The organism is Thermosyntropha tengcongensis (assembly GCF_055381335.1).
In genome coordinates this window covers 891,580-904,494 of record NZ_AP042437.1, presented here as the reverse complement: position 1 = coordinate 904,494, position 12,915 = coordinate 891,580, and the positions used below count along the sequence as shown (strand labels likewise).

The 12,915-nt window shown below is 40.7% G+C and carries 11 protein-coding genes; all 11 read right to left on the bottom strand.

Going from position 1 to position 12,915, the window contains the following annotated elements; all coding sequences use genetic code 11:
- Positions 1 to 16 precede the first annotated feature (16 nt).
- A complete protein-coding gene (gene ftsW / locus ACZ42E_RS04290; RefSeq protein WP_464893215.1) occupies positions 17 to 1,117 on the bottom strand; it encodes a putative lipid II flippase FtsW in 1,101 nt (366 codons plus the stop codon).
- Between the two features lie 51 nt (positions 1,118 to 1,168).
- Entirely contained in the window at positions 1,169 to 2,542 is a 1,374-nt protein-coding gene (gene murD / locus ACZ42E_RS04285) for a UDP-N-acetylmuramoyl-L-alanine--D-glutamate ligase (protein ID WP_464893214.1), read from the bottom strand.
- A 39-nt stretch (positions 2,543 to 2,581) separates the two neighbouring features.
- On the bottom strand, positions 2,582 to 3,568 hold the full coding sequence (mraY, locus tag ACZ42E_RS04280; RefSeq protein WP_464893213.1) for a phospho-N-acetylmuramoyl-pentapeptide-transferase: 987 nt from the start codon (positions 3,566 to 3,568) through the stop codon (positions 2,582 to 2,584).
- Between the two features lie 35 nt (positions 3,569 to 3,603).
- On the bottom strand, positions 3,604 to 5,004 hold the full coding sequence (locus tag ACZ42E_RS04275; protein WP_464893212.1) for a UDP-N-acetylmuramoyl-tripeptide--D-alanyl-D-alanine ligase: 1,401 nt from the start codon (positions 5,002 to 5,004) through the stop codon (positions 3,604 to 3,606).
- Positions 4,988 to 6,472: a UDP-N-acetylmuramoyl-L-alanyl-D-glutamate--2,6-diaminopimelate ligase gene (locus ACZ42E_RS04270; RefSeq protein ID WP_464893211.1), complete on the bottom strand. Its 1,485-nt coding sequence runs from the start codon at positions 6,470 to 6,472 to the stop codon at positions 4,988 to 4,990. The genes ACZ42E_RS04275 and ACZ42E_RS04270 overlap by 17 nt, the downstream gene beginning before the upstream one ends.
- A gap of 22 nt (positions 6,473 to 6,494) precedes the next feature.
- On the bottom strand, positions 6,495 to 8,606 hold the full coding sequence (locus tag ACZ42E_RS04265) for a stage V sporulation protein D (protein WP_464893210.1): 2,112 nt from the start codon (positions 8,604 to 8,606) through the stop codon (positions 6,495 to 6,497).
- A 22-nt stretch (positions 8,607 to 8,628) separates the two neighbouring features.
- Positions 8,629 to 9,132, bottom strand: a complete 504-nt coding sequence (locus tag ACZ42E_RS04260; RefSeq protein ID WP_464893209.1) for a hypothetical protein — start codon at positions 9,130 to 9,132, stop codon at positions 8,629 to 8,631.
- Between the two features lie 28 nt (positions 9,133 to 9,160).
- Positions 9,161 to 10,078 carry a 16S rRNA (cytosine(1402)-N(4))-methyltransferase RsmH gene (rsmH, locus tag ACZ42E_RS04255; RefSeq protein WP_464893208.1) on the bottom strand — a complete coding sequence of 306 codons (918 nt, stop codon included), beginning with the start codon at positions 10,076 to 10,078 and terminating at the stop codon, positions 9,161 to 9,163.
- Positions 10,079 to 10,088: 10 nt separating this feature from the next.
- Positions 10,089 to 10,520, bottom strand: coding sequence for a division/cell wall cluster transcriptional repressor MraZ (gene mraZ, locus ACZ42E_RS04250; RefSeq protein WP_464893207.1), 432 nt, complete (start codon positions 10,518 to 10,520; stop codon positions 10,089 to 10,091).
- 321 nt (positions 10,521 to 10,841) lie between these two features.
- Entirely contained in the window at positions 10,842 to 11,885 is a 1,044-nt protein-coding gene (locus tag ACZ42E_RS04245; RefSeq protein ID WP_464893206.1) for a PHP domain-containing protein, read from the bottom strand.
- A 93-nt stretch (positions 11,886 to 11,978) separates the two neighbouring features.
- A complete protein-coding gene (locus tag ACZ42E_RS04240; protein WP_464893205.1) occupies positions 11,979 to 12,881 on the bottom strand; it encodes a stalk domain-containing protein in 903 nt (300 codons plus the stop codon).
- Positions 12,882 to 12,915: the final 34 nt, after the last annotated feature.

The following is a 12,915-nucleotide window of genomic DNA, read 5'->3' as shown; positions in this document are numbered from 1 at the left end:
AACCTCATTTTTCCTCCTATCTTATTGAACTGTATCTTGATATATTAAGCAGAATACCTACCCCCATCATAGTGAAAAGCAGTGAGGAACCTCCATAACTTATAAAAGGCAAAGTTATACCCGTAACTGGTAAGGCTCCACAAACTACACCTATATTTATAGCTGCTTGAAAAACTATCATCGTCGTTATGCCAGCTGCCAGCAAACTGCTAAAATTGTCAGGAGCATTTATGGCAATTTTAAAACCCCTCCAGGCTAGAAGAACAAAAAGGGAAATAACCAGAAAAGCGCCTATAAAACCCAGTTCTTCTCCCAGAATAGCAAAAATAAAATCGGTATGCTGTTCCGGCAGATAAAAAAACTTTTGCCGGCTGCGTCCCAATCCCATACCGAACAAACCGCCTGACCCTAAAGCATATAATGATTGTATAGTTTGGAATCCTTCATCACTGGCATATTTCCAGGGGTTAAGAAAAGCAATAAATCTTTCCATCCGATAAGGGGCAACTGCAATAGCGCCAGCCACTGCTACCATCCCCACCATCCCTATTCCTGCCAGATGGGACCATCTGGCTCCTGCTGCCAGCAACATAAAAAATACCGTACCAGCTATGGCAAATGAAGTCCCTAAATCAGGCTGCAACATAATAAGCCCACAAACTATCGCTAATATTACCAGATAAGGCAGAACACCTATCTTAAAAGATTTTATATGTTCAAGATTAGCATCCAGGTTTCTGGCCATAAACATGACCATTCCCAATTTGGCCAGTTCGGAAGGCGTAAAAGAAAGAAAACCTACCCCCAGCCAGCGGCTGGATCCTTTGGCGGTTATGCCCAAAGGAGTAAGCACTAGAATCAGGCACAATATAGCTAAAAGAGCTGCTGGATAAGATAAAGCCTTAATCTTTTCCAGGCTCATCCTCATTATTATTATCATTATTGCCAAACCAGCACCTGCCCACATTAACTGCCTCTTAAAAAAATAATAAGCATCCCCGTATCTTACATTGGCGGTAACCGAACTGGCACTAAAAACCATTATAAGTCCTATGCCTAATAAACCTAAAACAGTTAGAAAAAGCACAAAATCAGGCGGTCCCTTTTTCAGCCTCATTAAACCCCCCCTGCAGACCAGTTGTATAAAACACCAAATTATTAATCTATATTAACATTTTGTTATTAACTCCCTTACTACCGTACAAAAACAGTCACCGCGGTGTTCATAGCTTTCAAACATATCCCAGCTGGCACAGGCAGGTGATAATAAAACTACATCACCTCCGCCTGCTAATTCCCTGCTTTTAAAAACAGCCTCTTTTAAATCCTCAACTTCATATATATTATAAAATCCTTCTTTAATAACTGCCCTTTTTATCTCTTCTTTAGCTTCCCCTAAAAGTATAAGGCTTTTTACCTTATCCTTTATTATTCTGGCTAATTCATCAAATTTAGCTCCCTTATTGCGCCCTCCCGCAATAAGTATTACCGGGCTATCATAGGCCTGTAATGCCTTTATGGCTGATTCAGGATTGGTAGCCTTTGAATCATTAACATAAAGAACCCCATCTATATATTCTACTTCTTCCATCCGGTGCCTTACCCCTTTAAAAGTGCGCAAAGCTTCTTTTATTACTTCTGGACGCACCCCGGCCAGAAAAGCCATCGCAGAGGCACATAAAACATTTTCCAAATTATGCTCTCCTCTTAGCAAAATATCTCCGGTAGAACATATTATTTTTTCTTCTCCCTCAAATCTGGCTACTATATTCCTTTCTTTTACAAATAACCCTTCTTTTAGGTTATTATGCACAGAAAAAAACACTACCTGCCCTCTGCTCTTAGCAGCCAGGCTCTTTACCAGATCATCATCATAATTTAAAACCGTAAAGTCTTTTTCGTCCTGATAGGCAAAAATCCTAGCTTTAGCTTCAATATAAGCATCAAGCGTTTTATGTCTGTCCAGATGGTCAGGGGTTATATTTAATATTCCGCATATATGAGGCCGGAAAGTTACTGTAGTTTCCAGCTGAAAACTGGAAACCTCGGTAGCAATCACTCCCTGCCTTATTTCATCAACAATTTTGGTAAGAGGTATGCCAATATTGCCTGCTGCCCAGGCATTTTGCCCATCTTTTTCCAAAATAGACTTAAGCAGTGCAGTAGTTGTTGTCTTGCCATTAGTGCCGGTTACCGCATATATCTGCACATCCGGTGATTTTATCATATAGGCAAGTTCAAGTTCCCCAATAACAGGTATTCCTTCTCTAAAGGCCGCCTGAACCGGCTCTATGGAAAGAGGTATGCCAGGGCTTACTACCAGCAAATCAAAACTATCTTTCTTAATCAAAGGATAGCTGCCAGTAAATACCTGTACGCCTTTATCCCTAAGCATTCTGGATGCTTCCATTACTTTATCGGACTTGCCTTCATCAGCTGCAGTAACTATCGCCCCTCTTTTGAGCAATACATCAGCTGCCGCTAGCCCACTTCTCGCCATCCCTAATACCAAAACTTTTTTTCCTTTTAATTCTCCTATCATAATTTATATTCTCCCATTTCCAAAATAATATTTCTAAAACTAACCTATATAATAATTGCCTGCCCCTTTAAGAGCTAAAATCCCCAGCACGGCAAACAGAAATGACAGCAGCCAGAAAAAGCGAACAACTTTCTTTTCCGGCCACCCCTTTAACTCAAAATGATGATGAATAGGGCTCATAAGAAAAACCCTTTTTCCCGTGGTTTTAAAAGAGATTACCTGTATGATAACACTCAAGGCTTCTATTACATAAACTCCACCCATAATAATAAGCACTATCTCCATCCTGGTAAAAGCTGCTACAGCGGCCACAGCTCCTCCCAGAGCCATGGAACCAGTATCACCCATAAAAATGCGCGCTGGATGACGGTTAAAAACCAGAAAACCTGCACAGGATCCAGCCAGGGCCAAACAAAAAATGAGCAGTTCATAATGAGAGGTCATAATGCTTACTATAGCCAAAGCCAATGCCACAAAAAAAGTAACCCCGGCAGCCAGTCCATCCAGCCCATCGGTAAGATTTACCGCATTGGAAGTGCCCATTAAAACTAATACCAGAAATGGTATATAGAGATAACCCAGATCAATAAGCCCTACCCGGGGAATTATGATTTCTGTTCCCCGGTCAAAATATAAAAGCAAAAAAAGCCCAAAAATAATCCCCACCAATAATTGTAAAACGAGCTTTTCCCTGGCTTTTAACCCTAACGAACGTTTTAACACCACTTTTATGTAATCATCAAAAAATCCGATGCCTCCAAAAGCCAGCATAACCAGCATAGCTCCCCAGGCTTCCGTGCTTCTTCCTGCCATAAAAAAAACAGCAACCATAACAGCAGTAATCATCATTATCCCCCCCATGGTAGGGGTACCTGCTTTGACATAATGGCTTTTAGGCCCTTCTTCCCTTATACTCTGCCCTGCTTTTAAGCGAGTAAGAAAAGGTATCATAAAAGGAGCCAGCACCAAAACCACAATAAAAGCTATAATTCCTGCCATTAATGAACTTGTTACATATCCGGACATAAAACACCCTCCGTACTAAAATCACTACATCAAAATTATTCACCTTTATTCTCCACAAATTCTAAATATCCCTGTACCAGTACTTCCATCTTCATACCCCGGGAAGCTTTAAACAAAACTGTATCATCAGCATTTAAGCTGTAACATAAAAAAGAAAGCGCTTCTTCCTTATTCTGGAAACTATATATACGATCAGCAGGCATCCCGGCTCTTAACGCACCTTCAGCTATGTACTTGCCTAATTTCCCAACCGTAACCAGAATATCGACATCATTTTCAAATGCCTTTTCTCCCACCTTAAGATGCCCATCAATTTCATAGCTTCCCAGCTCATACATGTCGCCCAGAACAGCTATCAAACGTCCTTTTTCCCTCAAATTCCTGCCTGTTTCTAACGCTGCTTCCATAGATAAAGGGTTGGCATTATAGGTATCATTAATTACCTTTCCTCCACTGCTCAAGGTTATAACATTAAGCCGGTTGGTTTCAGGCTGGTAATCAGCCAAAAAAGACACCATTTCATTTATATCCACTCCTAAAAGATAAGCAACCGCCACCCCGGCTACCACATTGTACGCCATTTTCGAGGTAGGAACAGGGAAAAACATATTACACGACTTTTCAAAAATATCCGCTTCTATATTTATACCATTATTTTTATTTTCTACCTTTTTAATTCTAAAATCACAATCTTTATTATAGCCAAAGGTATACTTTCTACAAGAATAATCCTCAGCAGTTCTTTTAAGTATCTCATTATCTCCATTTATCAAGGCAAAACCATCGGAGTTAACATGCTTTAATACCTCACACTTAGCCCTGGCTATATTTTCCATGCTTCCAAGGGTTTCCAGGTGAACCGGTTCTACATTGGTAATAACTGCACAATAAGGCTGCACTATATAAGCCAAGCGGTCAATCTCTCCCCTGGCCCGCATAGCCAGTTCAACTACTGCTGCCTCATGATATTCTTCCAGTCTAAAAAGGGTTAAAGGTACCCCAATATCATTATTAAAATTGCCTTCCGTTTTTAAAGTATTAAATCTGCTTTTTAAAAGAGAGGCAATTATCTCCTTGGTAGTAGTCTTGCCTACACTTCCGGTAACCGCAACCACTGGAATATTAAACCTTTTTCGATAGCTTTTGGCCAGTATTTGTAATGCCTTAAGGGTATCGGCAACTTTTATAACTACTTTACCCGGCAGTATTTTTTTCTCATTCCAGCCCTTCTCTACAATTGCAGCATAAGCCCCTTTTTCAAAAGCTTCCAGAACAAAATCATGACCGTCAAAACGTTCTCCCCTTAAAGCAACAAACAAACTACCCGGAGCTATGCTGCGCGAATCAGTACACACACAGGATACGAAACCTTTCTTTTCCCCATATACAATTTTCCCATCTACACTTTTACACACAAAATCAATGTCCATTTTCATGTTTTATTATCTCCTCTAAAAATTCTTTTGCTACCTTACGGTCATCAAATTCTAAAACCTTATCTCCAATCAATTGATAAGTCTCATGTCCTTTGCCGGCAATAACCACCATATCCCCCGGTTTAGCCATATAAATAGCATGTCTTATAGCTTCCCTTCTATCCACAACTACAGCATAACGCGACCCTTCTACCCTTAAAAGCCCAGGGATAATGTCGTCAATTATAGCCTTCGGATCTTCACTGCGGGGATTATCGGAAGTTACTACACAAAAATCGCTGTATCTGGCAGCAATTTCCCCCATTAAAGGCCTCTTGGTCTTATCCCGGTCTCCTCCACATCCAAAAACCGTTATCAATCGATTTTGGGTAAGTTTTTTTGCGGTTTTTAAAACATTTTCCAAACCGTCCGGAGTATGAGCATAATCTACTACCACGGTAAAATTCTGCCCGCACTTTACCTGTTCAAATCTGCCTGCTACACTTGTTGTCCTGGCCAAAGCCTCCTGTATTATCTCCGGTTTTATACCCTCCCGGAGAGCAAAAGCGATAGAGGCCAGAGCATTATAAACACTAAATAAACCTATTAACTGCATCTCAACTTTAAAATCTACATCTTTATATTTAACCATAAAACTGGTACCTTTGGCAGTTATGTTAAGGTCATACCCTTTTACATCAGCATCATTCTCTACGCCGTAAGTTATTACTTCTGTTCCCGTAGCTTTTATAAAATCTTCGGCATACCTGTCATCATTATTTATAACTGCAAAATTGTTTCCTTTTTCAGATAGCATGGAAAATAGTTTAAGTTTGGCATTTTTATAATTTTCCATATTCTGATGATAATCAAGATGATCCTGCGTTAAATTGGTAAAAACAGCTACATTATAATCTATTTCCTTAACCCTATCCAAATCTAAAGCATGGGAAGAAACTTCCATAACCACATATTCTGCCCCTTTTTGCCGGCAAAGGCTCATAAATTCTTCAATTTCCAGTGCTTCAGGGGTAGTATGCCCCATCTCCTGTTTATAATCATCAATACGAGCATAAAGAGTGCCTAAAATACCAGCTTTAAAAGAAGCCTGGGTAAGGATATTTTGTATAAGATGAGTGGTAGTAGTTTTTCCATTGGTACCGGTAACTCCTATAACCCGCATAAAAGCAGAGGGACATCCATAGAAGTTGGAAGCAACTTTAGCCATAGCCGTACGTGTATTACCGGTAACAATATAGGTTACCCCGTCAGGTACCTTTTGCTCTTCTTCAGCCAGTACTGCTACAGCTCCCTTCGAAACAGCATCCTTTATATAGTTATGCCCGTCAGTTTTAAAACCTCTGACACATACAAATAATGAACCTGGTTTAACTTTTCTCGAATCATAATAAACACCAGTTATATCAATACAGTCACTTCCATTTATTATTCGATATTCTATTCCCCGTAAAATATCTTTAAGCTGCATCTTTTCTCTCCTTTCCGCCTATTTATTCACCAATAGGCTGAAACTTTACTTTGATACTCGAGCCAACCGTAACTATTTTTCCGGGTTCTGGAGACTGCTCATAGGCTAACCCATAACCTTCTGGTATAAGGTGAAGCCCTAAATCTGAAAGAATCTTCGCTACTTCCCGCATAGACTTCCCTTCTAAATCAGGTACCGTAATTTCACCTTCTGCCTGATTAGGCTTAACCTGGGAAAGATAAATAATAACCTGACTTCCCCTGTCAACTTTGGTCTGTGACCTGGGTGCCTGCTTCCATACCAGATTGCCTGTTCCTATGACTTTAACATTAAGGCCTCTAGAATTCATAATTCCGATAGCTTCTGAGAGCGGTAAATTTACGACATCAGGAACTACCACTTTTTCAACCTTAACCTCATTTTTGGCTTCCGCTTTATATAAAGGAACCTCCAAATAACGCAGTGCATCCTTCATTATTTCCCTGAAAACAGGAGCTGCCACCCATCCACCATAATAAGGATAACCCTGCGGAGCATCAACTACCACAATACAGGCCAATCTTGGATTATCAGCAGGAGCAAAACCAATAAATGAAGCTACATATTCATTGGGTAAATAGCCTCCTGCAGGGGATATCTTCTGGGCAGTTCCCGTCTTGCCTGCCACCCGGTAGCCTTCTATATAAGCATTCTTACCGGTTCCGTTTTCGACTACTCCTTCCAGTATTAAGCAAAGTTCCCTGGCCGTTTCAGGAGAAATAACCTTTCTTATCACCCTGGGTTCTATCCTTTTTATCACTTTTCCATCTTTATCTATAACACTTTTAACCAAATGGGGCTGCATTAAATTACCCCCATTGGCTACTGCTGATACAGCTGTAATAAGCTGCAGAGGGGTAACTGCATTAGCCTGACCTATAGACATGGTAGCCAGATCAATCTGCATAGCCCTTTCCCTGGGCACCAGTATTCCCTTGGCTTCCCCCGGCAGGTCAATACCGGTAGGCTTGCCAAAACCAAAATTATTTATATATTTATAATACCTATCTATGCCAATTTCTAATCCTACTTCTACAAAACCAACATTGCATGAATTAGCCACTACTTCCTTAAAAGTCTGGCTTCCGTGGGCTTTACGATTGGAACATCCTATAGTTTCCTTGCCTACTTTAACATAGCCCGGACAGAAAAACTTCCTTTCGGTGGAAACCAGTTTTTCCTCTAAAGCCATGGCCGCCGTAATAATCTTCATGGTCGATCCCGGTTCATAAACATCATTTATGGCAAAATTGCGCCGGTTAGAAGCAGGGTAATCATTGTAATTATTGGGATCAAAGGTAGGCCTGGAGGCCATAGCCAGTATTTCCCCCGTATTAGGATCCATAACTATAGCAGCAGCAGCTTTCGCTTTACGTTCTTTAAAAACCTTATCCAGTTCCCTTTCCACAATATACTGTACAGTCTCATCAATGGTTAATATGAGGTTCGCTCCATCCTGAGGCGGAATATATTTATGAGTAGCTTCTGGTATAGGCCGGTTGGCAGCATCATGTTCTATAATTATTCTTCCCTTTGTGCCTCCTACCAGATCATTGTAATAATAGTCAATTCCCTCTAAACCCGTATTATCAATACCTGATATCCCCAAAACATGGCTGGCCAGGCTGCCTTTGGGATAAAACCTTCTGCTCTCCTCGGTAAAACCGATTCCCGGCAAATCAAGTTCACGAAGCTTTTTGGTTATTTGAGGATCTACCTGTCTTTTTACCCACTCAAAAGAAGTATTATTGGTTATTTTTCTATAAACTTTTTCCTCATCCATATTTAATATTTTAGCCAGTTTTTCTGCAATCTCCCTTTCTTTTTTTGAAGCTTTAACCTCAGCAGGAATGGCATAAATCGAATCTACACTTACCGATATAGCCAGTTCATGCCCATTGCGGTCATAAATAATCCCCCGCTTGGCCTCTACCGGTATATCCCGCATCCTGTTCTGCATAGCCTTCTCGGAAAGCTCAGCCCCTCTTACAAACTGAACCCAGAATATTCTCAAGGTAAGCAAAAGAAATCCTAATGTAAACAAGAAAAAAAGCGTAGCTATACGCTTTCTTACTGCTAAGCTGGTAGATCTCACTATCATACCACTCCTACTTTATTTACCTGTTTTTATCAGCCAGAAAAGCCAGGTTAGAATATAACCTGTAAAGAGGTTTTTCCTTTCCATTCTTATCTTCACCAGTCTGTTCACCCGCAGCCATCCGCTTAAGGGGTGCCACCTTAACTTCTGCTGGTAAAACTGCTACATCTATTTCCTGTTCCGGCTTTACCATATGCAGTTCGTTTATCGCTATTTTCTCCACCATCTCTAAAGAACAGCTGTTTTCTGTCAAATATTGAATCCTTAAATTTTCATTTTCAATATTATGTATTTCTTTTTCCAAATCTACAATCTGATAGCCAAGTACCGCACTTTTCACACATAAATATACCAGAATAACTGCATATATGAAAAAAACCCCAATTACCTTGCAGAGCATCTTTTTCTTCTGGGCTCTTACCAGGTCTGCCCTGGAAGAACTGAAAGTCTTGCTGTAATCAGCCCCTTCTGACGCTATAGAATAATCCGAATAATAATCATACTTATAGCCTGCCTGTATCAATTTTATTCTCCCCTCCTGTTTTATAGAACTACAACTTTTCCGCTACCCGAAGTTTGGCACTGCGCGCCCGCGGGTTAATTCTGCATTCCTCGTCATCTGGAACCACCGGTTTGCGGCTTACAATTTTCAACTCTGGTTTATGATGGCACACACATACCGGCATTCCCGGCGGGCACAGGCATTCCCGCGCTTTTTCCTGCATAAAATTTTTGACAATCCTGTCTTCCAGGGAATGGAATGTTATTACACAAAGCCTTCCCCCCGGTTTCAACAAGTTTACCGCCTTGGGCAAAACCTCGCGCAAAGCCTCTAATTCTCCATTTACTGCTATGCGCAAAGCCTGAAAAGTCCTGCGGGCAGGATGCTTTTCCCGTTTATAAGAAGCAGGAACTGCTTTTTTTATCACTTCAACCAGTTCCAGGGTAGTATCTATACTTTTTATTTCCCTTTGCCTGACAATAGCTCTGGCAATAGAACGGGCAAACTTTTCTTCTCCGTATTCATAGATAATCCTGGCTATTTCTTCTTCTTCATAACCATTTACAACATCCCAGGCAGTCAAAGGTTCTGCCCGGTTCATTCTCATATCCAGCCGGGCATCCTCATGAAAGCTGAATCCACGAACCGGATCATCCAGTTGAAAAGATGAAACTCCCAGATCAAGCATTATGCCATCAACTTTATCTATTCCATATAAAGAAATTTCCTCTTCCATAAATCGGAAATCAGAATGAATAAAGGTTATATTATCATAATTCAGCTTCTTTCTGGTTTCCTCTAAAACATCCCTGTCCTTATCAAAAGCAAAAACCCTGGCTTCCGGCATTAATTCTTCCATAAGCCTTTTTAGATGTCCTCCACCACCTAAAGTCCCGTCAACATAAATTCCTTTTCTATCTGTCACCAGGTTATTTATAGTCTCTTCCAGCAATACTGGCTTATGCATATCAACACTCCTAGATACCCAAATCTACCATTTTTTCTGCTATTTCTTCATATGAAGTTTCCGCTTCTTTAGCATAGTTTACCCAGCTGTCAACTGACCAAATCTCGATTCTTGTTCCTACCCCTATTATGACAATATCTTTTTCAATTCGGGCATAATCCCTTAAATTAGGAGGCAAAACAGTTCTCCCCTGTTTATCAAGTTCCAGTTCAGAAGCACCAGCGAAAAAAAAGCGCACAAAAGCTCTTACATCCGCTCTGGTAAGCGGAAGCGCGCGCAGTTTTTCTTCTATCTGGTTCCATTCTGCTAAAGGATAAAGAAATATGCAATTATCCAGCCCCTTGGTGGCTATAAATTTTTCGCCCAGGTTCTCCCTGAACTTGGCTGGTATAGTAATCCTTCCTTTAGCATCCAGGGAATGTTGATACTCACCCAGAAACATATATGCTCTCCTGTTTAATTTTTAAGGGATTTTGTTCCACTTCTCTCCACTTTACTCCACTTTATTCTACTTTAACCTGTAAATATCCTTTTTTTAAAAATAAAAAAAATTTAAGCTTATTTTATTAAATTCGACAGAAAAGAACCTGTCTTTCGGCTTTCCTCCCTTCAAAACCCGTTTTTTCAGGTAAAAATTACCATTGTAATTGTTAAAAAATTTTTGACTATATTACTGCTTTTTAAAGTTTTAAGGCAAATAAAAAACCTGACCCTAAAGTTCAGCAGTCAGGCTTTTTATTATCACTTGCAGTTTGTTTTATACCTATAACAAAAATATAGAATTAGAATATATCCAGGGATAATAACGGCCTAAAAACCGGTAGTCAGCTTCTATTCTATATACTCCTTTACCTATGTCCTCAAAAATATGCCTTTTCCCCTTGCTCACAGCGGCCGTTTTTCCATTATGAATAAGCCTTACCCGTCCGTAATAAGGAGTAATAACTTCCATATGCATTCCATTTCGGTATTCTACTTCATCGCCAGCCGTCCAGCTCTGGTTTCCATACTTTAAAAGAAAGCGAAATCCCCGGCTGTCCCTTCTATAATCATCGGCAACCCAGCTTCTTCCGCTGCGCAGTGCTTCATATACTGCCAGTTTGTCTCTTGCCCAATCTTTTCCCAGCTTTTCCATAAGCAAAATATGCATATTGACAGAGCGAAAAGCTTTAAGATAAGAACCTACCGTTATCGGAATAAAGCCAAGTTTAAATTTTATATTATGGGCATCAGAACCGCCAAAAGCAGCTACTTTTTCTCCCTTTAGCTGAAAAAAATCAAGCTTGCGCAGTGCTTCGCGACTGGGACCGGTTATGCAGAACCGGGGGCAAAGAAGCAGAAAAATCCCCTTTACAAAGCTATCTATATTATCTTTCCAGCCGGAAACCCAGTTCCATATTTCTATACCCTGGAAACCGGAAACCTGCCAGTTATTCCAGTTAAAAACTATGCCGTTTTCATAATAAGGAGACCCCTTCTCAAAAGGATGGGCAATAATCCCTATTCCACCCTGTTCATTTACCTCATCTATTATCTTCTGCGGATTGGAAGTATCATTTGCTACCTCCCTTTTAATGTTTAAAGCCAGATAATGACAGCAGGCATCATTAATCTCCATGCCTATCAAAACCAATACCCGTCCGTAGTAGCCTTCTTCGTTATTCCTTAAACCCCGCAGATTTTCATGATCAGTTATAACTACAAAATCAAGCCCTGCCTTTTCTGCCAGGCAGGCAATCTCTTTTATATTTCCCGTCCCATCTGAATAAACCGAATGTATATGAATATTCCCCACATACTCATACAAGGCCTGTCACCTCATCTTTTTAACAATAAAAGGGGTTAAGAGTATTATATACCCTTAACCCCTTTTTTAGCTAATTATATTATAAGCCTTATTTTAGTAGCTGTAGGTGAAAGTAGCTTCATAGGTTGTTTCTTTTTCTCCTAACATAGTTTTAACCTTGGCAGTACCATTCTTTATAACAATCTTGGTAACCCGGTTAGTCTTTTTGTCAATGGTGATTTCAGCAGTACCTTTTACATCTGACCAGGTAGCCTTGTCGTTTACCTTGTTGAGCATATTAAGGAGGGAAGCTGGGGTAGCGCCAGTTACAGTGATAACATATACATCGCCTTTATCAGCAAAAGAACCGCCAGCAACTACCTTCAGAGCTTCTGCTTCCGGGCCATAAATAAGTTCGGAGTACGGACATAAAGCAGCATTCACATCACTCTTGCCCAGGGGGCCAGCATCACCCTTGATGTTGGCAGTTGCCTTGCCGTCAGCTGCAATAGATGCGGTTGCTTCTGCCCCAACTTTTACCATGCCAGCTACCAAACCAGAAATGCTTATCTTGGCATTTACCGGTCCAAAAGCCTTTACCACTGCTTTGGCTGCATCATCAGCACTGGCAATAGCAGCCGGTTTAGGTTCTTCTTTGGGCTGCTCAGGCTTTGGCTCTTCCTTGGGCTGTTCAGGTTTGGGCTGCTCAGGCTTCGGCTGTTCCACAACTGCCGGAGCTTCTCCAATAATAACCGTCTTGGTATTAGCATCCCAGCCTATCTTTACTCCCAGAGCTTCTGCCAGGGGACGAGCCGGCAGATAAGTACGTCCCTGATAAACTATAGGACTTAAATTTTTGCCGTCAATTTGAGGTGTCCAGCTCTTACCATTGAGCATAAACTTTATATCATTGGCCAGGGTAGCCTGAATTACCTGGGAAGTAGATCCAGCTACCGCACCGGCGGTAAAGGCAAACAACATCATTACAGCCACCAGGAAAATCCATCTTTTTTTCATGAAGCAAGAACCCCCTCTTAAATTTTTTAAATAT